Genomic DNA, 22,038 nt, shown 5'->3' on the forward strand with positions numbered 1-22,038 from the left:
GGCCTTGCCCGGTTTACCCACGGGATTCACAAGGCGCGGCCTGTTTCAAATGGGCAACGAAGTTGCACGGACGATGCCGCACATCCAATTGTTCGGCCAGGATCCCATCCCATCCGGTACGTACCGCGTTGGTCGACCCCGGCAGGCAACATACCAGCGTGCCATTGGCCAGGCCCGCCAGCGCGCGGGACTGCACAGTGGAAGTGCCAATGTCGGCCACTGATATTTGCCGGAACAACTCGCCAAACCCGTCGACCTGCTTGTCCAGCAGACACGTGACGGCTTCCGGCGTGCTGTCACGCCCCGTGAAGCCGGTGCCGCCGGTGATCAGCACCACTTGCACCACGTCTTCGGCAATCCAGGTCGCGACTTGCGCCCGGATCTTGTACAAATCATCTTTGAGCAGGACCCGCGCCGCCAGGTTGTGGCCGGCCGCCTTGAGCCGATCGACGAAGACCTGCCCGGACGTATCGGTTTCCAGGGTACGGGTGTCACTGACTGTCAGCACCGCGATATTGAGCGGCACGAAAGGTACATCAGCCTTGGCTTTCATAGGCTCGTCCAGTTGTGGAGGAAACAGCCCGGTGTTATATCACAGCGCTTCATTTTTTCGCCCGTGCGGAGACACGCCATGACCTCGATTACGCCGCTGCCACCCTGCTCCATTCTGCTCTTGGCGGGTGGTCGCGGGCAACGCATGGGCGGTCAGGACAAAGGCCTGGTGCAGTGGCAAGGCGAACCGCTGATTGCCCATATCCATCGCCAGACCCGCGCCCTGAGCGATGACCTGATCATTTCCTGCAACCGTAATGCACAACGTTACGCACCGTATGCCGATCAGTTGGTGCATGACGAGGAAGGTGACTTTCCCGGGCCACTGGCGGGCATCCGGGCAGGTCTCAAGGCTGCGAGGCACCCGTATTTGCTGGTGCTGCCGTGCGACGTGCCGCAGGTCGACGCCAGCCTGCTCGACAACATGCGCAGGACGGCCAGCCAGCACCCCGATCAGCCATTGATGGTGCGGCACGGCGAGCATTGGGAACCGCTGCTGTGTGTCATCCCGCTGGCCCTGGCAGCGAGCTTCGAAAAAGCCTGGAGCGAAGGCGAACGAAGCCCCGGTCGGGTTATGCGCGCGTTGCACGCCGTTGCCTTGCAATGCCCTGCAGACGATCCGCGGCTGGCCAATCTGAACACCCCGGAGTTACTGGTCCGACATAAAGGCGTGTCAGATTGACACTAGCCAGGAACTTGCGCGCAATGTATACGTCTGAAGGTCAGTAACTTGAAGAATCCATTTCGGAGAAACACCATGACACAACGGACCCTCGCCACGTTCATGCTCGCTCTGGGCCTCGCCACCCTTGCCGGGTGCGCTTCGCCAACAGTGATCACCTTGAATGACGGTCGCGAAATCCAGGCCGTCGATACCCCTCATTACGATGAAGAAAGCGGCTTCTACGAATTCGAGCAGCTGGATGGCAAGCAGACTCGCGTGAACAAGGATCAGGTTCGTACCGTTAAAGACCTGTAATCTTCAGCGCTACCGCCAGATACGAAAAGCCCGCAACATTTGCGGGCTTTTTATGCCTGGTCGAAAACCATGGGCACTACCACTGCAATGTAATCTCACTCTGGAATACACGCTCCTGGCCGGTGACCGGATCGATGAAACGCAGCCCTTGTGCCAGTAGCTTGAGCGGGTTGGCGTAGTCATCCTCGGCGTCCCGAAGCACGTCAGGGTAAAACGGATCGTTGCAGATACCCGCTCCCAGGGCATTCATATGCACCCGCAACTGGTGTTTCTTGCCCGTGACCGGAGACAACCCGTAGCGCCACAGGTCACCGTGTCTTTCCAGCACTTCGATGGCCGTTTCGGTATTGGGCTCGCCCGGCCCTTCCTGCATCCGAAAGAATGGCTCACCGTCGATCATCCGGCTTCTATGCACCCGGGGAAAGGTCAACCCAGGCAACGCGCGGGCAATGGCCTGGTAGCGTTTCTCGATCTGCCGCGTCGGGAACAACGACTGATAGGCCGAACGGGTGTGCGGGTTGGCTGAAAACAACACCAGCCCGGCCGTGTGCCGGTCAATGCGGTGCAAGGGCACCAGATGCGGGTTGTCCAGCCGCCGGATCAGCCGTCGTAACAAGGTTTGCTCAACGTATTCGCCCGCCGGAGTGACAGGCAGAAAATGCGGTTTGTCTGCCACCACCAGATGCTCGTCGGCATACAGGATCGACTCCACCACCGGGATCGGCTTCTCGTCGGGTACTTCACGGAAGTAGTGGATGCGCAGGCCTTCGCGGTAGGGCAAGTCGACATGGATGGCCTTGCCCTCCCCGTCCAATACCCGGCCCCGGGCGATCCGGTCCAGCCACTGCTCGCGACTGATGGCACTGAAATGCTCGCACAGGCACTCCAGCACCGTCGGCCAGGAACCGGGCGGCAGATACAGCGTACTGGCCTGATGATGAGCGGCGGAAAACGATGAACCGGGCATTGAAAACTCTCAGGCGTTTTTGCAGGGCGGCATTATCCGACAGTCGCACCGCGCAGCCCAGCGATGATTGCTTTACGCCGTGACTGACGTCGATTTGGCCGCCGCTTCGGTGAACTCCTTCAACCAGCGCAGCACTTCCACCGCCTCCCAGCGACCTGGATCGTACAGCGCGTACAGCAAACCCTGGTAACCCACCACATCCAACTGTTTGTGATAGCCGGCACGCTGGAACAACGCTTCGATCTCGGCGAAACAGGTGTTGAAATGCAGTTTATTGAAGGGCGTCTTGCCTTCGGTCACCAAGCCATCCAGGCGTAGCTCCAGGACCGCCTCACGCACAACGTCCGCGGACATCCTGTTTACGCTGCTTTTCAGTTGTTCGACATTGACCAAGGGTATGCACTCCAGAAAACTGTATGAACATACAGTAACCGAAGAACGCGATTTTCGCCAATGGCCTCGTATGAAGGCACGCCGGGAAATGGGTCAACGCAGAAAGGCGGCAACCCGGTCGGAGTCATCGAAAGGCCAGTCCAGCTCCGCACCAGTATCGATTCTGCGCAGGACCGGGATACGTAGCTCATAGGCTTCGAAAAAAGTCTCGTCCTCGGCGATATCCACCAGTTCCACCAACAATCCATGTTCGACGAAAGGCATCAGCACCCCTTCGGCAACTTCACAAAGATGACACCCCAGGGTGCCGAACAACTGGCATTCAGGAAGCATGGCGGGTAGACCCAAAAAAGATAGACGATCATTCTAGGCCCGCCTCGGAAAACCGTCGAGTCGCTGGCTCGCTTCCGGGTGTTTCGGTAAAACGCTGATGCAAATCACTGAACATGAATGCTTTTCCAGCGACGCTGGTCGCATTTTCCCCTCTACGCTTTGCCTTGTAGCCTTGAAACGGAGTTCCCCTTGTTTGCCAACCTGCTGATCATCCTTGCCTCGTCCCTGGTGGTCATCGCCCTCTTCAGGCGGCTGCGCCTGCCGCCCGTGCTGGGTTATCTCTGTGTCGGGCTGGCGGTCGGGCCTACCGCGCTGGACTGGGTCAACGACAGCGAGGAACTGCCGGATCTGGCCGAGCTCGGGGTGGTGTTCCTGTTGTTCTCGTTGGGGCTGGAGTTTTCCCTGTCGAAAATGCTCGAACTGCGTCGGGTCGTGTTCGGCCTCGGCAGCCTGCAGGTGCTGTGTTCGGGGGCGCTGCTGGCGGGATTGCTGGCCGTGTGCGGCGCGCCGGTGATCGCCGCGCTGCTGCTCGGCGCGGGGCTGGCCTTGTCCTCCACCGCCATTGTCAGCAAGGAGTTGACCAGCCTGGGCGAGATCTTCAGCAGCCACGGGCAGAACGCCATTGGCGTCCTGTTGTTCCAGGACGTCGTCGCGGTGCTGCTGTTGACCCTGGTGCCGGTCTTCGCCGGCAGCAGCGAGCACCCGTGGTACTGGGCGCTACCGCTGACCCTGGGCAAGACTCTGGTGTTGTTTGGTGGCCTGCTGCTGACCAGCCGGCTGCTGTTGCCCCGGCTGTTTCATGAGGTGGCGGCGTCCCGGTCCGCAGAACTGTTCGTGCTGCTGGCCCTGGTGATCGTGCTGCTGACGGCATGGCTGACCCACTTGCTCGGCTTGTCGCCGGCCCTGGGGGCTTTCCTGGCGGGTATGTTGCTGGGGGAAAGCCACTACCGGCATCAGATCGAAGCCGACATACGTCCGTTCCGCGACATCCTGCTGGGGCTGTTTTTCGTTAGCATCGGCATGCTGATCGATCTGCAACTGTTCCTCGATGACGGCCTTTTGATTCTGGGATTGACCCTCGGCCTGATGCTCCTCAAGGGCTGCGTGGTCGCCGCCCTGGTGAAATGGCGCGGCAGTGATGGGGAAACCGCCTGGCGCAGTGGTCTGGCCCTGGCCCAGGGCGGCGAATTCTGTTTTGCCTTGATGGCGCTGATGCAACAGAACAGTCTCATGCCCGCCGACATCAGCGGCCTGCTGCTGGCCGCGACATTCTGCTCGATGCTGCTGACGCCGCTGTTGCTGCGTGCGGCGCCGCGCATCGCCGCGCGCCTGCATCGCAAACCCAACGAAGAGGCGCAACTGGACCAGATCAGCGCACTCAATGCCGGCTTGTCGGATCACGTGGTGATTTGCGGCTACGGGCGCGTCGGCCAGTCCATCGGGCGCTTCCTGCGCCGCGAAGGCCAGGCGTTCGTCGCCCTGGATGACGACCCGGTGATCATCCAGGAAGCCACCGTCGGGGAAAACTGCGTGCATTACGGCGATTCGCGACGGGGTGACCTGCTCGCCGCCGTTGGCTTGAGCCGCGCCAGGCTATTGGTGATCGCGGTGGACAAGACCGACATCGCCATCACCGTGCTCAAGGCGGCCCGGCGGGTCAACCAACAGGTGCCGATCCTGGTGCGCACCCGCGACGACAGCCAATTGGCCGAGTTGCAGGCAGCCGGGGCCAGCGAAGTGGTCCCGGAACTGTTGGAATCGAGCCTGATGCTGGCGTCCCACGCCCTGATCATGCTTGGCCTGCCGGAACAACAAGTCCGGCATCATGTGGATCAGGTCCGTCATGACCGTTATCGCCTGCTCCACGGTTTTTACCCTGGCAACCAGGACAAGGAGCCCTAGTGTCCTGTGCAACGATCAGTCCTGGCTGACCGCGCCGATCTTGTGAATCGACAGGTCTGCGCCGTAATACTCTTCTTCCTGGGTCAAGCGCAGCCCCAGCACGGCCTTGATTGCGCCATAGACCGCGAACCCACCGGCCAGGGCGACGACGACACCCAGCGCCGTGCCGATCAACTGGCTGATCAGGCTGACCCCACCCAGGCCGCCCAGGGCAACCTGGCCAAAGACGCCACAGGCAATGCCACCCCAGACTCCGCACAACCCGTGCAGCGGCCAGACGCCGAGCACGTCGTCGATCTTCCACTTGCCTTGGGCCGCCGTGAAGCACCAGACAAACAAGGCACCGGCAATGGCACCGGTGGCCAACGCACCCACCGGGTGCATCAGGTCGGAACCGGCACAGACCGCCACCAACCCGGCCAGCGGGCCGTTGTGCAGGAAGCCTGGGTCATTGCGCCCGACAATCAATGCCGCCACGGTACCGCCCACCATGGCCATCAACGAATTGACCGCCACCAGCCCGCTCACCCCAGGCAGGGTCTGGGCACTCATCACGTTGAAACCGAACCAGCCGACAATCAGGATCCACGAGCCCAATGCCAGGAATGGAATGCTCGAAGGCGCGAACGCCACCAGGCGACCGTCCCGGTAGCGGCCATTACGCGGGCCGAGCAAAAGCACCGCGGCCAACGCCAGCCAGCCGCCCATGGCATGCACCACCACGGAACCGGCGAAGTCATGGAAGCTGGCGCCGAACCGAGCTTGCAACCAAGCCTGCACGCCAAAATTGCCGTTCCAGACCAAGCCTTCGAAAAACGGGTAGACAAACGCCACGATCAACACCGTGGCGCACAATTGCGGCGCGAACCGCGCACGCTCGGCAATACCGCCGGAAATGATGGCCGGGATCGCAGCGGCAAAGGTCAGCAGGAAGAAGAACTTCACCAGGCTGTAGCCATGATCGGTGCTGAGTACCGTCGCCGGCTGCAGGAAGGTCACACCATAGGAAATCCAATAACCGACAAAGAAATAGGCCAGGGTCGAGACCGCAAAATCGCTGAGGATTTTCGACAGCGCATTGACCTGGTTCTTCTGCCGGACCGTTCCCACTTCAAGGAACGCGAAGCCGGCATGCATGGCCAGGACCATGACCGCGCCGAGCAGGATGAACAGCGTGTTGGAGCTGTGGACCAGACTGTCCACGGCACTTTGCATATTTTCCATGGTGTTGGCAGACCTGAAAAAGTTGAAAAAAGCACCAAACCGGTTCACTCACCCCATGAGCGCACCAAGTTGAAACGACTCATTGGCCACAAACAGGCCGATGAACTACTTTGGTGCGTCAGATCAGGCAAAACGAAGTGCCGCTTCGACGTGCTTCGCGGGTTTTGATTATTGGGTTAAGGTTTTACGGGCTTTCGCCCAGCTTCAGCGCACTGGCGCAGACTGACGCACCAGTACATGGCAGAAGCCTGAGCAAAAGTTGTACCAGTCACTTGCACTGAACCTTCCGGCAAGGCTCATACTCGAACGCTTCAGACGTCACTTACGGAGATTCACCCATGGCCAGAACCCAGGCAAAGACTGCTCAAGAAATCCTGATGGAAGATTTTCAGACGCTGGTCAGCGACACGGAGCGCTTGCTCGATCACACCGCGACGCTGGCAGGCGATCAGGCCGATGCGCTGCGCAGCCAGATCCACGAAACCCTCCTGCGCGCCCGGGAAACGCTCAAGCTGACCGAAGACTCCATGCGCGAACGCGGCCAGGCTGCTGTAGTCGCCACCGAGGAATACGTACAGGCCAACCCTTGGCAATCGGTAGGCATTGCCGCGGGCGTTGGTTTTCTGATCGGTCTGCTGGCGACACGGCGCTGATCATGGGTATCGACGAATCCGGCTCGTCCGAAGCGGGCACACAACCCACAGCGCGCCGCCTGGGCGCGGCATTTCTTGGCTTGCTGCACAGCCACGTCGAATTGTTCGGCATGGAGTTGCAGGAACAGAAGGCACGCACCGTCAGCCTCCTGCTGTTCGCCGGCCTTGCGCTGGTGTTCGGCTTGCTGCTGTTGGTCGGGCTTTCGGCGCTGGTGCTGATCCTGGTATGGGACACCTATCGCCTGTCGGGCATTATCGGCCTGTGCCTGTTCTACCTGCTGGCGGCCCTGTTCTGCGGTCTTCGGCTCAAGGCCGCGATCTACGATGAGTCCTCTCCTTTCAACGCCACCCTCGAAGAACTGGCCAATGACCGGGAGCGCCTGCTGCCATGAGCCTGCCTGATATTCCCCAAGCCCGGACACGACAGGAAATGCGCAAGGCACTGGTGCGCCTGCGCATGGAAATGCATCGCCAGGAAATCCGTCAGGAGACACGCCAATTGCTGCAACCCCTGCATCGGGTGCGCGGCTTGACGCAAAGCTGGCACGAAGGTTTCGGCATCAAGCACGCGCCACTGTGGGGCGTGGCGGCAGTGTCCCTGCTCGGCTTCCTCACCGGCAAACGGACCCGCCATGGCGGTGGCGGTGGCTTGACAGGCCTGATCCGCCTGGCAACGACATTGCTGCCGTTGGTCAAGCTGGCCAAGGACCTGCGCAAACCCTGACGACCGATACCCTGTGGCGAGGGCCACAGGGTTAGGTATCCGGTTTGTGCAGGCCCATAGGCCTTGCAGGGCGACCCACGAACCGGGAAGCTAGGGCATCGACATCATCGAACGGAGCAACCGGCCTTGGATTGGCATACCCTGCTGACTCGCGAACGTCTCGGAAAACCGCTGCACAGCCCGCAAGAGCTGGGTCGTAGTCCCTTCCACAAGGACCACGACCGCATCATCTTTTCCGGGGCCTTCCGCCGCCTGGGGCGCAAGACGCAAGTGCATCCGGTTTCCAGCAACGACCACATCCACACGCGCCTGACCCATTCCCTGGAAGTCAGTTGCGTCGGGCGCTCCCTGGGCATGCGCGTGGGAGAAACCATCCGCAATGCCCTGCCCGACTGGTGCGAGCCCAGCGACCTGGGCATGGTGGTGCAATCGGCTTGCCTGGCCCACGACATAGGCAACCCGCCGTTCGGCCATTCCGGCGAGGACGCCATTCGCTATTGGTTCCAGCAGGCCGCCGGGCGGGGTTGGCTTGATGCGATGAGCGAAGCCGAGCGCAACGACTTCCTCAATTTCGAAGGCAACGCCCAGGGCTTCCGCGTCCTCACCCAGCTTGAATACCATCAGTTCGACGGCGGAACCCGGCTGACCTATGCCACCCTCGGTACGTATCTGAAATACCCCTGGACCGCCCGCCACGCCGACTCCCTGGGCTACAAGAAGCACAAGTTCGGTTGCTACCAGAGCGAACTGCCACTGCTGGAGCAGATTGCCCACAAGCTCGGTCTGCCCCAGATCGAGGATCAACGTTGGGCACGGCATCCACTGGTGTACCTGATGGAGGCCGCCGATGACATCTGCTACGCGCTGATCGACCTGGAAGACGGCGTGGAGATGGATCTGCTGGAATACCCACAGGTGGAGTCGCTGCTCCTGGACCTGGTGGGCGACGATCTTCCGGACACCTATCGGCAACTGGGGCCGCTGGACTCGCGGCGACGCAAACTGGCGATCCTGCGAGGCAAGGCCATCGAACACCTGACCAACGCCGCCGCCCGGGCGTTTGTCGAGCAGCAGGAAGCGTTGCTTGCCGGCACGCTGCCAGGGGACCTGGTGGAACACATGCACGGCCCGGCCAAACGCTGCGTGTTGAATGCCAAGGACATGGCACGCCGGAAAATTTTCCAGGACAAGCGCAAGACCCTGCATGAAATCGGCGCCTACACCACGTTGGAAATCCTGCTAAACGGCTTTTGCGGCGCAGCCCTCGAACAGCACGGCGGCCGTACGCCTTCGTTCAAGAATCGCCGCATTCTCGACCTGCTGGGGAACAATGCGCCGGATCCCAATGGCCCTTTGCATGGCGCGTTCCTGCGGATGATCGACTTCATCGCCGGCATGACCGACAGCTACGCCAGCGAAATGGCCCAGGAAATGACAGGCCGCACGCGCCAATAAAAGGCCCCCTTTGCAGCACCTCGAAAAAATGTGGGAGCGAGCTTGCTCGCGATGACGGAGGCACATCCAGCATCGATGTGCACAGATCCATCGCCATCGCGAGCAAGCTCGCTCCCGCAGGGGGATTGGCGGTGCATGTGGTTTTTTAGCGCCATCCACAAGGCGTTTGAAGTAGATAAATAATGTATGGCTTTACACAAACCTTGATTAAAACGTTCCCTTTGTTTGCATAAACAACACAATCAGAGAAATATCCCTTCACACACTGCCAACATCTTCCCCTCTTATTGTCATCCACCTACTAAAAAACCGATTACATCGTAATATCTTGCCTCTTTTTTTGTAGGAAACTTCTGAAATTGAAGTTGCATGCCCGTCTCTTCGTACGACCCTGGCTGTAAGTGGGCTAAGGTGCGCGCTTTATTCAAGTTCGCAGGGTAATTTATTCATGAACTCCGTTTTCATTGTCGACGATCATCCGGTCATCCGCCTCGCCGTTCGCATGCTCCTGGAACATGAGGGCTATAAGGTCGTAGGAGAAACTGACAACGGCGTCGACGCGATGCAAATGGTGCGCGAATGCATGCCGGACCTGGTTATCCTGGACATCAGTATCCCCAAACTTGACGGGCTGGAAATTCTGTCACGCTTCAACGCCATGACCACGCCGCTCAAGACACTGGTGCTCACGGCACAGTCGCCGACGCTTTTCGGTATCCGATGCATGCAATCCGGTGCCTCCGGTTACGTTTGCAAACAGGAAGACCTCAGCGAACTTGTCAGCGCGATCAAAGCGGTACTGTCCGGCTATAACTATTTCCCCAGCCAGGCGCTGAACCCGGTACGCCCGGATGATCCACGCAGTATAGAGCTGGATCTTTTCAAAAGCGTCAATGATCGGGAACTGATGGTACTGCAACTTTTTGCCCAAGGCCGAACCAACAAGGAAATAGCCAAGGGGATGTTTCTCAGTAACAAAACCGTCAGTACTTATAAAAAACGCCTGATGCAGAAACTCAAGGTCAAGTCCTTGGTCGAGCTGATTGAAATGGCGAAGCGCAACGCGCTGGTGTGAGAAAACAGGATGCTCAGACGCATAACCGAATGTCTCCTGCTGATCAGCGCAGTGTTATATACAGGAGTGCTCGCGGCGACACCGGATGCGCCCGGGCAATACACGCTGCTGGGGCGCTCATCCATGGCCCAGGCCGAGATCAAGCTCGATGATGTTCACCGCGCCTGGCTAAAAAGCCGACAGGAGCTGGTCCTGGGCACTTCCGCACCGGATTACCCGCCCTTCGATCTCTCCGCCAGCGGACGCGACTACGAAGGCCTGACCGCCGACTATGCCGACATCCTCGCCAAGTCCACTGGCTTGCCCATGAAAGTGCTGCGTTTCGCCTCCCGTGAGGCAGCCGTGGCGGCGCTCAAGGACGGGCAAATCGACATGCTTGGCACCGCCAACGGTTTCGAGGCCCGCGACCCCGACATTGCGCTGTCGACGCCATATGCAGTGGACCAACCCGTTCTCGTCACCCGAACGAATGAAAGCCGATCCCTGAATGAAGACCTCAAGGGTTTGCGGCTGAGCATGGTCTATCACTACCTGCCGCTGCGGGAAATCGAAAAACTCTACCCCAAGGCAATCATCACCACCTACCCGTCCTACCAGAACGCCATCAATGCCGTCGCCTTTGGCCAGGCCGATGTATTTCTCGGCGATACCCTGTCCACCCACTACATGATCAGCAAGGGTTACTTGAGCAATATCCGCATGGCCAGCTTCGGCAAACATGAATCCTATGGATTCGGTTTCGCCGTACGCCGTGGCGATACCCGCTTGCTGGAGATCATCAACGCGACGCTGAACCAGGTCCCCGTCGCCGAACAGACGGCCATTGCCAAGCGCTGGAGTGCGGGCAGCGACCTGTACCTCACGGACCACCGGGTACAACTGACCGACCGCGAGCGACGCTGGCTGGCCAGGCACCCGGTGGTAAGGGTGGTGGTGAACGAAACCTCCGCCCCCTTCACCTTCTTCGATCCGGACGGCGATTTTCGCGGCATCAGCGCCGACCTGCTGGAGCTGATCCGGCTGCGCACCGGCCTGCGCCTGGACATCCAGCGCCGCCAGAACGACAGTGAAATGATTGCCGCGGTCCTCAACGATCAAGCCGACATGATCGCCGCGCTGTTGCCCAGCAGTGAACGGCAACGCCAGTTGAAATTCAGCCGCCCCTACGTCGACAGCTCGTTCGTCCTGCTGACCCGCAAGTCGTCCGACACGCCCACCACCCTCGATCAGTTCGGCCACGCCAGCCTGGCGATCGCCACGGGCAATCCGCTCACTGAATGGCTACGCAGCCAGTACCCGAGCATCCGGATCATCGAAACGGACGGCCCCTTGCGCGCCGTGGAAATGCTCGCCCATGGCCAGGTCGACGGCAGCGTGAACTCGCAGGTGATGGCCAACTACTTCATCTCCTCCCATGCGTGGCGGGACCGGTTGCAGATCAGCAGCACGGTGGGTACCCAACAGGCGCTGTTCGCGCTGGCCACGGCCAAACACGCCAGCGAGTTGAACGCCATCCTCGACAAGGCCCTGACCAGCATCGACCCCGACGAACTGGGCATCATCAACAACCGCTGGCGCGGCTACGTCTCGCCCTCGGAACACACCTGGCGCACGTATAACCGCCTGTTCTTCCAGGTCGTCGCGGGCGTTGGCCTGTTGCTGCTGCTTTCCCTGGCGTGGAACGCCTACATGCAGCGCCAGATCAGGCAACGTCAACGGGCGGAACTGGCCCTCAACGATCAACTCGAATTCATGCATTCGCTGCTCAATGGCACCCCCCACCCCATCTACGTGAGGGATCGCAACGGTATCCTGCAGAGCTGCAACGACAGTTACCTGGAAGCGTTCAACGCCAGGCGCGAAGACGTCATCGGCAAGGACTTGATGCCAGGTTCCATGAGCAACGCCTTCGAAGCGCAGGAGTACCAGGCGGACTACCAGCGCGTCATGGCCGAAGGTAATGCCCTGATCGTGGACCGTCCCCTGCACATCGGCGACCGGAAGCTGACGATCTATCACTGGATCCTTCCCTACCGAAACTCCGCCGCGCAAGTGCAAGGCATCATCGGCGGCTGGATCGACATCAGTGAACGACGGCAGCTGTTCGAGGAACTGCGCGCCTCCAAACAACGAGCCGATGATGCGAACCGCGCCAAAAGCACGTTCCTGGCCACCATGAGCCATGAAATACGCACCCCGATGAATGCGGTGATCGGCATGCTCGAGCTGGCCCTGAAACACGCCGACAAAGGCCACGTGGACCGCTCGACCATCGAAGTCGCCTACGAATCGGCCTCCGGCATGCTCGAACTGATCGGCGATATCCTGGACATCGCCCGTATCGAGTCCGGCCATCTGACCCTGGCTCCCGAACGCGTCAATCTCAGGACCCTGCTGCAATCGGTCATACGGGTCTTCGAGGGTGTGGCCCGGCAGAAGAACCTGGCGTTGTCGCTGCAGTTCGATGCCACCGAGGGCAACCCTGACGTGTTGATAGACCCCTTGCGATTCAAGCAGGTACTGTCGAACCTGATCAGCAATGCCCTCAAATTTACCGAGCAGGGCCAGGTCGTGGTCAAGGTCCGGCTATCGCCCACCGAGCGGGACGACGTCCTGCACATGCATCTGGAGGTCAACGACAGCGGTATCGGCATCGGCCCGGCAGACTTGCAACGCTTGTTCGCGCCGTTTGCCCAGGTCGATAACACCAGCCGAATGGCCCGCAAAGGCGCGGGATTGGGGCTGGTGATCAGTCGCAACCTGTGCCGGATGATGGGCGGCGACCTGCATATGAGTAGCCAACCCGGCGTCGGCACCCAGGTCCAGGTCCACCTGCAACTGACCGTCCTGGCGACGGCGCCGGTGAGCATCCCACTCGAACCGGTCATCGAAACGGCCCAGGTCGCCTTGAACATCCTGATCGTGGACGATCATCCCGCCAACCGCCTGCTGATGTCCCAGCAATTGGAATACCTCGGCCATCACTACCGGGTCGCCCACGATGGCGCCCACGGGCTCGAGGTCTGGCGCAAAGGCCATTTCGACCTGGTCATTGCCGATTGCAACATGCCCATCATGAGCGGTTACGAACTGGCCCGCTCGATTCGTCGCGATGAGTCCGAACAGCGACGGTCGCCCTGCACCCTCCTGGGGTTCACCGCCAATGCTCAACCGGAGGAAAAACAACGCTGCCAGGACGCAGGCATGGATGACTGCCTGTTCAAACCGATCAGCCTGAGCGCGTTGAGCCAGTGGATCAAGACGGTCAAACCGGTCGCTCACCCAGCGGTTTTCAGCGTGCACAGTCTCCAGGCGTTGACCGGCGGCGACCCTTCGTCCAACCGGCGCCTGCTGGCGGAGTTACTCAGCAGCAGCCGCACGGACCGCCAGGAGTTGCTCGACGTTGCCCAGGGCGCAAACCGCCAAGCGCTGACCGAAACGGCGCACAAGATAAAAGGCGTCGCCCGCATCGTCCAGGCGACCACCCTGATCCAGCGGTGCGAGGCGCTGGAGCAGGCGTGTCATCTGGTACAGGCACCTGAACGAATCAGCGCCTGCATCGACGCCCTCGACCGCGCCATGACCGAACTGGAGCAGGCTCTGCAAACGGAGATCGCCAAGGCAAAATAATCCAGCGTTTACTATGCTATTCGCTCAGCTGTGCGTACCTGGGGGGGTCTCGATCGGTTTCCCTTGCACGCGGGAACACCCATCGAGAACACCCCCCTGACACTTGGAGTGACTGCAATGCCCAGCGCACCGCGTCCGGACAAACGCCGGTTCCCCCTGCATGTCCACATCAGCGTGATGTTTACCCTGCTTTTGTTGTTGACCGGGGTGGTGCTGGGTATTTTCAACTACCGGCAAACCACGCAAATCATCCTGTCCAGCAGTGAAAAACTGTTCAACCGCATTGAACAGGAGGTGCGCCTGGACTTGTATGACACCTACGAACCCATCCGCCACCTGCTGAGCCTGCTGGCCGACTACCCGGCGACACGCACGCCGCAGATGGCGCAACGCCTGGCCCTACTCGTGCCCTTCAGCCAGGCATTGCGGGACAACCCGAACCTGGCGTCGTTGTACCTGGGCGATCAGCGCGGCAATTTCCTGATGGTCCGGCCATTGCGCACCCCGGCCCTGAAAACCGCCTTGCAGGCCCCCGCCGAGGCGGCCTATCAAGTCTGGACCGTGGAACGGGCCAACGAGCAAGGCCCGGTCCATTCCCGATCGCTGTTCTACGACGAAACCCTGACGCTCATCGATCACCGCGACATCGCCGACGAAACCTACGATCCGCGCAGCCGCGGCTGGTTTCGCAGCGCCGCCGGCAGCACCGAGCAGATCACCACCGAGCCCTACGTTTTCTTCTCCACGCATAACGTCGGCACCACCCTCGCCCGGCGCAGTGGCGAGCAGGCGGTCATCGGCGCCGACCTGACCCTGGCGGCCCTGTCCCAGACCCTGGCCAAGCACAAGGTGACCACCGGCACCGAGATCGTGTTGCTCGATCCCAAGGGCAACGCCGTGGGTTATCCCGACAGCGACCGGCTGCTCGCCGACGCCCAGTCGGCGCGCCTGATCAAGGCCCGCGACCTCAACCCGGCCATCGCCGCCGTCCTCGATGACAACACGGACACGACCCGTCTGGAAGCGGTCGGACGCCAGTGGATCGTTTCGCGCAGCCACATGCAGGAAGGCGGGCCCCAAGGCCTGGAACTGGCGTTGCTGGTGCCTGAGGACGAACTGCTGGACAACGCTTATCGCATGCGCTGGCAAGGCGCGCTCATCACCCTCGCCACCCTGTTGCTGTGCCTGCCCCTGGGCTGGCTGACATCCAGGATCCTGGTCAAGCCCTTGCGCGAACTGGTGCGAGAAGCCGACGCCATTCGCAGCTTTGACTTCAACTACCCGGTGTCCCGCCGCTCCCCGGTGCTGGAGGTCGATCAATTGAGCGTCTCGATGGCACGCATGAAAGAGACCCTGGCAAGTTTCTTTGAAATCACCGCCAGCCTGAGGGCCGAAACCCGCTTCGCCCCGTTGCTGGAGCGGGTGTTGTTCGAAACCGTGAAAATCGGCCAGGCCCAGGCCGGCCTGATCTACCTGCGCGAGAACGACGAAAACCGGCTCAAGCCCTATGGGCTGGTGATCGATGGAACCCCCAGGAACCTCGACGCCTTCAAGCTGGGCAGTCATGGGCTACAGGCGGGCGACAGCCCGCAATGGCTCCAGCAACTGGCCGTCTCGGACAATCTCGTGACCTCCCTGGGCTTCGAGCAGGCGGCGGACCTGCAAGGCGTCCTGCAGGCACTGGACTCGCCTCGGGTCCACCTGATCGGCATCCGCCTGAGCAATCGCCACCAGGAAACCGTCGGCGTATTGGTGTTGCTGATCAACGACAGCGGCACCGAAGCCGACCTGGAAAAACTCCAGCCGGACCGCATCGCCTTCCTGCAAGCCGTGTCCGGCGCCGCCACCGTGAGCATCGAGGGCCAGCGCCTGCAAGCCAAGCAAAAGCAACTGCTGGACGCCTTCATCCAACTGCTGGCCGGCGCGATCGATGCCAAGAGTCCCTATACCGGCGGCCATTGCCAGCGGGTGCCGGTCCTGACCCTGATGCTCGCCCAGGCCGCTGCCGCCAGCCAGGCCCCGGCGTTCATCGCCTACCGGCCCACGGAGGATGAATGGGAAGCCCTGCACATCGCCTCCTGGCTGCACGATTGCGGCAAGGTCACCACCCCCGAATACGTCGTCGACAAAGCCACCAAACTGGAAACCCTGAACGACCGGATCCACGAGATACGCACCCGTTTCGAAGTACTCAAGCGCGACGCCTGGGTCGATTACTGGCAGGCCGTGGCAAACGGCGGCGAGGCGTCATCCCTGGCACGACAGCGTGATGCGACATTGACGGCACTGGATGACGACTTTGCTTTCGTCGCCCGCTGCAACCTGGGCTCCGAAGCCATGGCCGAGGCCGATCTGCAACGCCTGCGACATATCGCGCAACGCCCGTGGACCCGGACCCTCGATGATCGCCTGGGGGTTTCCTGGGAAGAAAACCGGCGCCAGGCCCGCACGCCCAAGTCGACACTGCCGGTCACCGAGCCGCTGTTGGCGGACAAGCCCGAACACCTGTTCGAGCGCAACGCGGCCGAGCTGATCCCGGCGGACAACCCGTGGGGCTTCCAGCTCGATGTGCCGGCCTGGAAATACAACCGCGGCGAGCTCTACAACCTGAGCATCACGCGAGGCACGCTGACGCGCGAGGAACGCTATGTCATCAATCATCACATGGTGCAGACGATCCTGATGCTCAGTCAGTTGCCCTTCCCTAGCCACCTGAACAACGTGGCGGAGATCGCCGGCGGGCATCACGAGAAAATGGATGGCAGCGGTTACCCCAAGCGCCTCAAGCGCGAGGAGATGAGCCTACCGGCACGGATGATGGCCATCGCCGACATTTTCGAAGCACTGACGGCGGCCGACCGCCCCTACAAGAAAGCCAAGACGCTGAGCGAGGCCTTGGGCATCATGGCCACCATGTGCCGTGACGCCCATATCGATCCCGAGCTGTTCTGGCTGTTCATCGAAGAAAAGATCTACCTGAGCTACGCCGAGCAGTTCCTCGACCCGCACCAGATCGATGAGGTCGCCCCCGACAGCCTGCTGGTCAAGGCCGGGCTGAAGGCATGAATGTTATCCCTGTAGGAGCTGGCGAAGCCTGCGATCTTTTGATCTGTTGGTTATTCACTCGAGGCTCAATTGTCTGGGGAAAGATCGCAGCCTCGCTTCGCTCGACAGCTCCTGCGCAAAGCGAGTCAGCAATCCGTCAGACGCAGGAATATCGCAGCCAATGCTTCAATGCCAGCTTGATCATGCTCGGTAAAACGCGCCAGTTTCGGACTGTCCAGGTCAAGCACGCCGATCAGGCGCCCGCCCTTGACCAGCGGTACCACCAGTTCACTGTTCGACGCGCTGTCGCAAGCGATGTGCCCGGCGAAGGCATGGACATCTTCGACGCGCTGGGTCTGCCGGGTCGCTGCGGCCGTGCCACACACGCCACGGCCAAAGGGAATCCGCACACAGGCGATCTGGCCCTGGAACGGTCCCAGGACCAGTTCTTCGTTGCGATTGAGGTAGAAGCCGGCCCAGTTCAGGTCGTCCAGCTGACTGGACAGGAAGGCCGAGAACTGCGCGGCGTTGGCGATGAAGTCACGCTCATCGGCCAGCAAGGATTCCAACTGTGCCGATAACAAGTCGTAGCCCTCGAGGCCAGCACCGGTGCCCTTCAAATCGATCATGCCTTGTGCTCCAACAATTTCAGGCCTACCCAATAACGGGCAAACTGATAAGCGCAACGTCCGTTGCGGTTGCCGCGACCGGTGGCCCAGCGCACCGCCAGCACATCCAGCGCTTCGTCGCGCTGCCAGGCCAGCCCGGCCTTGGCCGCCAGTTCGCCGATCCAGTGCTCCACGACGTTGAGGAAATGCTCCTGGGTAAACGGATAGAACGACAGCCACAAGCCAAAGCGGTCGGACAAGGCGATCTTGTCCTCCACCGCTTCGCTGGGGTGAAGTTCGCCGTCGACCCGTTTCCAATTCTCGTTGTCGCTCTCCTTTTCCGGCACCAGGTGGCGACGGTTGGAGGTGGCATACAGCAGCACGTTGTCCGGCGCCTGCTCCAAGGAGCCATCCAACACACTCTTGAGCACGCGGTAATCGCCTTCGCCGGACTCGAACGACAAGTCATCGCAGAACAACACGAAGCGCTGCGGCAGTTTCGCTACCTGCTCGACCACCCGAGGCAGATCGGCCAGGTGATCGCGTTCGATCTCGATCAACCGCAGGCCATGGGGGGCATGCTCGGCCAGCAGGGCACGCACCAGGGACGACTTGCCGGTACCACGCGAGCCCCAGAGCAAAGCATGGTTGGCGGGCATGCCATCGATGAACTGCCGGGTGTTGCGGCCCAGCTGTTCGACTTGGCGATCCACGCCGATCAGGTCCGACAGGCGCATGTCGAGGCTGACTTGCAGCGGCAACAGGTAGCCACTGCGCCCGTCACGCTGCCAGCGGGCGGCCAGGGTCTGGGTCCAATCGATGGCGGGCCGGGGCGCGGGCAACAAAGGCTCGATCCGGGCCAGCACGGCATCGGCACGCTCAAGAAAAGCATTCAATCGCGAGTCCACGTCTTTTCCTCGGACAGGTTCACAGTAATGATGGCGCTCCAACAACGAAACGCCTTATCCAATGGCGGGTCTACTTCACACAATACACACCGGCCGCACCGGAGTTCAGAGATGATCAGCTATGCTTGACCGGCGAAGGGAAACGTAAGTGGTTCATCACTCAATGGACATCAGATTCACCCAACGGCTTTCCTATAAGCAGGCCCGCCTGACCGTCCTGGTAGGCTTCGTGTTGGGCACCTTGCTCAGCCTGATGCAGATCGGCATCGATTATGCCAGCGAAGACGCGTCGATCAACCGTGAAATCCTGTCGCTGCTGGAAATCAGCCACAACCCGGCCTCACGCATCGCCTACAACATCGACGCCGAACTCGCCCAGGAACTGGCCATGGGCCTGTTGCGCTCACCGGCCATCATCGGCGCCGAGCTGATCGACAACAACAATACCGTGCTGGCCAGCGTCAAGCGGCCCGAGCTGCAAAGCAGCTACCGGTTCATCAGCGACTTCCTGTTCGGTGCCCAGCGCCAGTTCGAGGACCGGCTCTATCTGGACCACTTGCCCAGCGAATCCCTGGGCATGCTGCGACTGGACGTCGACACCTATGCCTTCGGCAGTCGTTTCCTGCGCCGCGCCGAGGTCACTTTGCTCAACGGCTTCGCCCGCAGCCTGATCCTGACCGGCCTGCTGCTGGCACTGTTCTACGTGATGATGACCAAGCCCCTGGTGCGGGTCATCCGTGAATTGAGCAGCCGAGACCCGAGCAGCAACGAACAGAACCGCCTGGAATGCCCTTCCGGCCACCAGTCCGATGAAATCGGCGTGCTGGTGTCCGTCGCCAACCAGCAGTTCGAAAATATCTCCATGGAAATCCAACAGCGGCGCACCGCCGAAAATCGCCTCACCGAGTACCTGGCGCAACTGGAAAACATCGTCTCGGCACGCACCGCCGAACTCAAGGCCATCAACGCCCGCCTCAGCCAATCCAACGAAGAGCTGGAGGAGGCCCGGCGCACGGCCCTGGATATGGCCGAAGCCCGCTCCGTGTTCCTCGCCAACATGAGCCACGAGATCCGCACGCCGCTCAACGGCCTGCTGGGAATGATCGCCCTGTCCCTGGACGGTCCCCTGACGGCCGAGCAACAGCAACAGCTCTCGATCGCCCATGACTCGGGCAAGGTCTTGGTCGAGTTGCTCAACGACATCCTCGACCTGTCGAAATTCGACGCTGGGCAACTGGAGCTCGAACGCATCCCGTTCGACCTCGGCGCCCTGGTGGAGGATACCGCCAACCTGCTCTCCCAGAACGCGGCCCCCAGTGTCGAGCTGGCCTGCCTGATCGATTCCCGGTTCCCGGCGCAGGTGCTCGGCGACCCGACCCGGGTACGCCAGATCGTCAGCAACCTGCTGTCCAACGCGCTGAAGTTCACACGCTTCGGCCGGGTCGACGTGAAGTTGAGCCATTACGAAGGCGGCGTGCGAATCGAAGTCTGCGACACCGGTATCGGCATTCCCCAGGAAGCCCAGGCGAGAATCCTGCAGCCGTTCACCCAGGCCGGCGCCGGGATTACCCGCCAGTTTGGCGGCACCGGGTTGGGCCTGGCACTGACCTACAACCTCTGCGAAGCCATGCAGGGCCGACTGACGATCAGTTCCGAAGCCGGCTTCGGCAGCCAGTTCTGCGCAGACCTGCCCCTGCCCTGCCATCTGCCTGCAACTCCGGTCGAACCGTTGCGCGGCAACGTCGTCGCCATCACCGCCAGCAGCAGCGGCCTGGCCGAGTTGCTGGGCATGTTGTTGCCGGGGTGGGGCCTGGATTATGTGCAGCGCTCCATCGATGACGGGCTGCTGGGACTCAAGCCTGACATGCTGATCACCGACTGCCCGGAATGCCTGTTCAACCTGCGGCCGACCTTTGACGCACCTATACTGCTGGTGACCGCCTATGGCAGTTTCATGCCCGGCGAAGAGGCCGCCGCCCTCGCCCCGCTGATACAACAGGCCCGACCGCTGGCGCGCCATGCGCTGTACCAGATTGTGCGACGCTCCATGCAAAGCGAGGCGACCACCATCAACGACGCACAGATCGAAACCCCGACGCCATCCAAGCGTGGACGGGTGCTGCTGGTGGAGGACAATCCGGTCAACCAACTGGTGGCCAAGGGCATGCTGGTGAAACTGGGCTGCGAGGTCACCGTCGCGGCCCACGGCGTCGAAGCCCTGGATCAACTGGAACAGCAGGTGTTCGACCTGGTGTTGATGGACTGCAACATGCCAGTGATGGACGGTTACGAAGCCAGCCGGCAGATTCGCCGCAGCGGGCGTTGGTCGGACCTGCCGATCGTTGCGCTGACAGCCAACGCGATGCCCGAAGAACGCGAGCGCTGCCGGGCCTCTGGCATGAATGATTACCTGTCCAAGCCGTTCCGCCGCGAAGAGCTGGCAGCCGTACTGGACCAGTGGGTGCGCACTACATCAGCGCTTTGATCTGGCCCAGCAGATGATCGAGACCTTCTCGCAACGCGCCCAGGCGGTCCAGATCGACCCCGCTGTCGCATAACAGGCGCGCCTTGAGCGGGCCGACCTGTTCGCGCAAAGCCCGTCCCGCAGCCGACAGGCTCAAGTGTACCTCCCGCTCGTCCCGGGCCGAACGCTGGCGTTGAACCAGGTCCAATTGCTCCAGGCGCTTGAGCAGCGGCGTCAGTGTGCCGGAATCCAACAGCAAACGTTCACCCAGGGCCTTGACCGTCGGCTGTGGCGGTGCCGTGTCCTGCCATTCCCACAACACCAGCATCGCCAAGTATTGCGGATAGGTCAGGCCAAGCTGATCGAGCATTGGCTTGTAGCCACGGATCACCGCACGTGAAGCAGCGTACAGCTTGAAGCACAACTGGCTGTCGAGCTTCAGCGAATCGGCTGACAAGTCATTCATTTGAGCAGTGCTTCGATCTCGCCGGTCAGGTCCTGGGGCTTGGTGGTCGGGGCAAACCGCTTGACCACCTGACCGTCCTTGCCGATCAGGAACTTGGTGAAATTCCACTTGATGCCTTTGGACCCCAGCACGCCGGGTGCACGCTGTTTGAGCTGGACGAACAGCGGATGGGCGTTGGCGCCGTTGACTTCGACTTTCTTGAACAGCGGAAAGCTCACGCCGAAGTTCAGTTCGCAGAACTCGGTGATCGCCCCTTCATTGCCCGGCTCCTGCTTGCCGAACTGATTGCAGGGAAAGCCCAGAACCACCAAGCCCTGGTCCTTGTAGGTCTGCCACAACGTTTCAAGTCCCTTGTATTGCGGGGTGAACCCGCACTGGCTGGCCGTGTTGACCACCAGCACAGCCTTGCCGGCGAAGTCGGCGAGGGTCTTTTGCTCCCCCTTGATGGTGGTGCACGGGATGCTCAGCAGGTTGTCGCTCATGGCAAGGCTCCGAATGTGTTGGACAGGCGGTGAAGATAGCGAGCGATTCAATTGTGTGCAATTTAATTATAGAGATCGGTATGGGCATCGCTAATGCTGCAGCCGAACAGACCTGTGGCGAGGGGATTTATCCCCGCTGGGTTGCGCAGCGACCCCAAAAGGCTGAATGCGATCAACC

General features: G+C 61.1%; 20 protein-coding genes. 11 read left to right on the top strand and 9 right to left on the bottom strand.

Features of this window, described 5'->3' with window-relative positions; translation table 11 throughout:
• Window positions 1-13: 13 nt before the first annotated feature.
• Window positions 14-553 (bottom strand): molybdenum cofactor biosynthesis protein B, encoded by a 540-nt coding sequence (gene moaB, locus BM317_RS01955; protein WP_092166813.1) that lies wholly within the window; start codon window positions 551-553, stop codon window positions 14-16.
• A 78-nt stretch (window positions 554-631) separates the two neighbouring features.
• Here moaB and mobA point away from each other — a divergent pair, with 78 nt between their 5' ends.
• Window positions 632-1,234, top strand: coding sequence for a molybdenum cofactor guanylyltransferase MobA (mobA, locus tag BM317_RS01960; RefSeq protein WP_092166815.1), 603 nt, complete (start codon window positions 632-634; stop codon window positions 1,232-1,234).
• A 75-nt stretch (window positions 1,235-1,309) separates the two neighbouring features.
• Window positions 1,310-1,531, top strand: coding sequence for a YgdI/YgdR family lipoprotein (locus tag BM317_RS01965; RefSeq protein ID WP_003199454.1), 222 nt, complete (start codon window positions 1,310-1,312; stop codon window positions 1,529-1,531).
• Between the two features lie 76 nt (window positions 1,532-1,607).
• On the opposite strand, the gene BM317_RS01970 is transcribed toward BM317_RS01965, so the two are convergent.
• The 3 genes from BM317_RS01970 to BM317_RS01980 form a co-directional block, all read right to left on the bottom strand.
• Window positions 1,608-2,498: a pseudouridine synthase gene (locus tag BM317_RS01970; RefSeq protein ID WP_092166816.1), complete on the bottom strand. Its 891-nt coding sequence runs from the start codon at window positions 2,496-2,498 to the stop codon at window positions 1,608-1,610.
• A 72-nt stretch (window positions 2,499-2,570) separates the two neighbouring features.
• Complete coding sequence (locus BM317_RS01975) at window positions 2,571-2,891, bottom strand: hypothetical protein (RefSeq protein WP_003199451.1); 321 nt, start codon at window positions 2,889-2,891, stop codon at window positions 2,571-2,573.
• A gap of 93 nt (window positions 2,892-2,984) precedes the next feature.
• The gene (locus BM317_RS01980; protein WP_092166817.1) at window positions 2,985-3,224 is read right to left on the bottom strand and encodes a glutaredoxin family protein; all 240 of its coding nucleotides are present in this window, start codon (window positions 3,222-3,224) and stop codon (window positions 2,985-2,987) included.
• Between the two features lie 189 nt (window positions 3,225-3,413).
• Here BM317_RS01980 and BM317_RS01985 point away from each other — a divergent pair, with 189 nt between their 5' ends.
• A complete protein-coding gene (locus BM317_RS01985) occupies window positions 3,414-5,126 on the top strand; it encodes a cation:proton antiporter (RefSeq protein WP_092166818.1) in 1,713 nt (570 codons plus the stop codon).
• A 15-nt stretch (window positions 5,127-5,141) separates the two neighbouring features.
• Here the strand turns inward: BM317_RS01985 and BM317_RS01990 are convergent, their stop codons facing one another.
• Window positions 5,142-6,350, bottom strand: coding sequence for an ammonium transporter (locus BM317_RS01990; RefSeq protein ID WP_092166819.1), 1,209 nt, complete (start codon window positions 6,348-6,350; stop codon window positions 5,142-5,144).
• 338 nt (window positions 6,351-6,688) lie between these two features.
• Between BM317_RS01990 and BM317_RS01995 the strand changes: the two genes are divergently transcribed.
• The 7 genes from BM317_RS01995 (at window position 6,689) to BM317_RS02025 (ending at window position 16,953) form a co-directional block, all read left to right on the top strand.
• Window positions 6,689-7,003, top strand: coding sequence for an ElaB/YgaM/YqjD family protein (locus BM317_RS01995; protein WP_092166820.1), 315 nt, complete (start codon window positions 6,689-6,691; stop codon window positions 7,001-7,003).
• Window positions 7,004-7,005: 2 nt separating this feature from the next.
• On the top strand, window positions 7,006-7,395 hold the full coding sequence (locus BM317_RS02000) for a phage holin family protein (RefSeq protein WP_060738527.1): 390 nt from the start codon (window positions 7,006-7,008) through the stop codon (window positions 7,393-7,395).
• The gene (locus tag BM317_RS02005; RefSeq protein ID WP_060738528.1) at window positions 7,392-7,727 is read left to right on the top strand and encodes a hypothetical protein; all 336 of its coding nucleotides are present in this window, start codon (window positions 7,392-7,394) and stop codon (window positions 7,725-7,727) included. Before BM317_RS02000 ends, BM317_RS02005 begins: the two co-directional genes overlap by 4 nt.
• A gap of 126 nt (window positions 7,728-7,853) precedes the next feature.
• Entirely contained in the window at window positions 7,854-9,182 is a 1,329-nt protein-coding gene (locus BM317_RS02010) for a deoxyguanosinetriphosphate triphosphohydrolase (RefSeq protein ID WP_053183171.1), read from the top strand.
• Between the two features lie 448 nt (window positions 9,183-9,630).
• A complete protein-coding gene (locus BM317_RS02015; protein ID WP_014337291.1) occupies window positions 9,631-10,257 on the top strand; it encodes a response regulator transcription factor in 627 nt (208 codons plus the stop codon).
• 9 nt (window positions 10,258-10,266) lie between these two features.
• Window positions 10,267-13,887, top strand: a complete 3,621-nt coding sequence (locus BM317_RS02020) for a transporter substrate-binding domain-containing protein (RefSeq protein WP_092472908.1) — start codon at window positions 10,267-10,269, stop codon at window positions 13,885-13,887.
• Window positions 13,888-14,004: 117 nt separating this feature from the next.
• Window positions 14,005-16,953: an HD domain-containing phosphohydrolase gene (locus BM317_RS02025; RefSeq protein WP_092472910.1), complete on the top strand. Its 2,949-nt coding sequence runs from the start codon at window positions 14,005-14,007 to the stop codon at window positions 16,951-16,953.
• Window positions 16,954-17,078: 125 nt separating this feature from the next.
• On the opposite strand, the gene BM317_RS02030 is transcribed toward BM317_RS02025, so the two are convergent.
• Entirely contained in the window at window positions 17,079-17,561 is a 483-nt protein-coding gene (locus BM317_RS02030; protein WP_092472912.1) for a GAF domain-containing protein, read from the bottom strand.
• A complete protein-coding gene (locus BM317_RS02035) occupies window positions 17,558-18,448 on the bottom strand; it encodes an ATP-binding protein (RefSeq protein WP_058543216.1) in 891 nt (296 codons plus the stop codon). Before BM317_RS02035 ends, BM317_RS02030 begins: the two co-directional genes overlap by 4 nt.
• 163 nt (window positions 18,449-18,611) lie before the next feature.
• Here BM317_RS02035 and BM317_RS02040 point away from each other — a divergent pair, with 163 nt between their 5' ends.
• Entirely contained in the window at window positions 18,612-20,933 is a 2,322-nt protein-coding gene (locus tag BM317_RS02040) for a hybrid sensor histidine kinase/response regulator (protein WP_092472914.1), read from the top strand.
• Here BM317_RS02040 and BM317_RS02045 read toward each other — a convergent pair.
• The gene (locus BM317_RS02045; RefSeq protein ID WP_092166828.1) at window positions 20,917-21,378 is read right to left on the bottom strand and encodes a MarR family winged helix-turn-helix transcriptional regulator; all 462 of its coding nucleotides are present in this window, start codon (window positions 21,376-21,378) and stop codon (window positions 20,917-20,919) included. The two genes, BM317_RS02040 and BM317_RS02045, sit on opposite strands and share 17 nt — an antisense overlap.
• A complete protein-coding gene (locus tag BM317_RS02050; protein WP_092166831.1) occupies window positions 21,375-21,860 on the bottom strand; it encodes a glutathione peroxidase in 486 nt (161 codons plus the stop codon). The genes BM317_RS02045 and BM317_RS02050 overlap by 4 nt, the downstream gene beginning before the upstream one ends.
• Between the last annotated feature and the right edge of the window lie 178 nt (window positions 21,861-22,038).

It is taken from the genome of Pseudomonas sp. NFACC24-1 (assembly GCF_900115235.1).
Taxonomy (GTDB): Bacteria; Pseudomonadota; Gammaproteobacteria; order Pseudomonadales; family Pseudomonadaceae; genus Aquipseudomonas; species Aquipseudomonas fluorescens_AA.

Excerpts from the sequence above, each read along its gene's own strand:
- BM317_RS02030 (WP_092472912.1), bottom strand. The coding sequence starts at position 17,561 with ATGATCGATTTGAAGGGCACCGGTGCTGGCCTCGAGGGCTACGACTTG.
- BM317_RS02025 (WP_092472910.1), top strand. The coding sequence starts at position 14,005 with ATGCCCAGCGCACCGCGTCCGGACAAACGCCGGTTCCCCCTGCATGTC.
- BM317_RS01970 (WP_092166816.1), bottom strand. The coding sequence starts at position 2,498 with ATGCCCGGTTCATCGTTTTCCGCCGCTCATCATCAGGCCAGTACGCTG.
- BM317_RS01980 (WP_092166817.1), bottom strand. The coding sequence starts at position 3,224 with ATGCTTCCTGAATGCCAGTTGTTCGGCACCCTGGGGTGTCATCTTTGT.
- BM317_RS01965 (WP_003199454.1), top strand. The coding sequence starts at position 1,310 with ATGACACAACGGACCCTCGCCACGTTCATGCTCGCTCTGGGCCTCGCC.
- BM317_RS02050 (WP_092166831.1), bottom strand. The coding sequence starts at position 21,860 with ATGAGCGACAACCTGCTGAGCATCCCGTGCACCACCATCAAGGGGGAG.
- BM317_RS02015 (WP_014337291.1), top strand. The coding sequence starts at position 9,631 with ATGAACTCCGTTTTCATTGTCGACGATCATCCGGTCATCCGCCTCGCC.
- BM317_RS02040 (WP_092472914.1), top strand. The coding sequence starts at position 18,612 with ATGGACATCAGATTCACCCAACGGCTTTCCTATAAGCAGGCCCGCCTG.
- moaB (WP_092166813.1), bottom strand. The coding sequence starts at position 553 with ATGAAAGCCAAGGCTGATGTACCTTTCGTGCCGCTCAATATCGCGGTG.
- BM317_RS02005 (WP_060738528.1), top strand. The coding sequence starts at position 7,392 with ATGAGCCTGCCTGATATTCCCCAAGCCCGGACACGACAGGAAATGCGC.
- BM317_RS02045 (WP_092166828.1), bottom strand. The coding sequence starts at position 21,378 with ATGAATGACTTGTCAGCCGATTCGCTGAAGCTCGACAGCCAGTTGTGC.
- BM317_RS02020 (WP_092472908.1), top strand. The coding sequence starts at position 10,267 with ATGCTCAGACGCATAACCGAATGTCTCCTGCTGATCAGCGCAGTGTTA.
- BM317_RS01995 (WP_092166820.1), top strand. The coding sequence starts at position 6,689 with ATGGCCAGAACCCAGGCAAAGACTGCTCAAGAAATCCTGATGGAAGAT.
- mobA (WP_092166815.1), top strand. The coding sequence starts at position 632 with ATGACCTCGATTACGCCGCTGCCACCCTGCTCCATTCTGCTCTTGGCG.
- BM317_RS02000 (WP_060738527.1), top strand. The coding sequence starts at position 7,006 with ATGGGTATCGACGAATCCGGCTCGTCCGAAGCGGGCACACAACCCACA.
- BM317_RS01990 (WP_092166819.1), bottom strand. The coding sequence starts at position 6,350 with ATGGAAAATATGCAAAGTGCCGTGGACAGTCTGGTCCACAGCTCCAAC.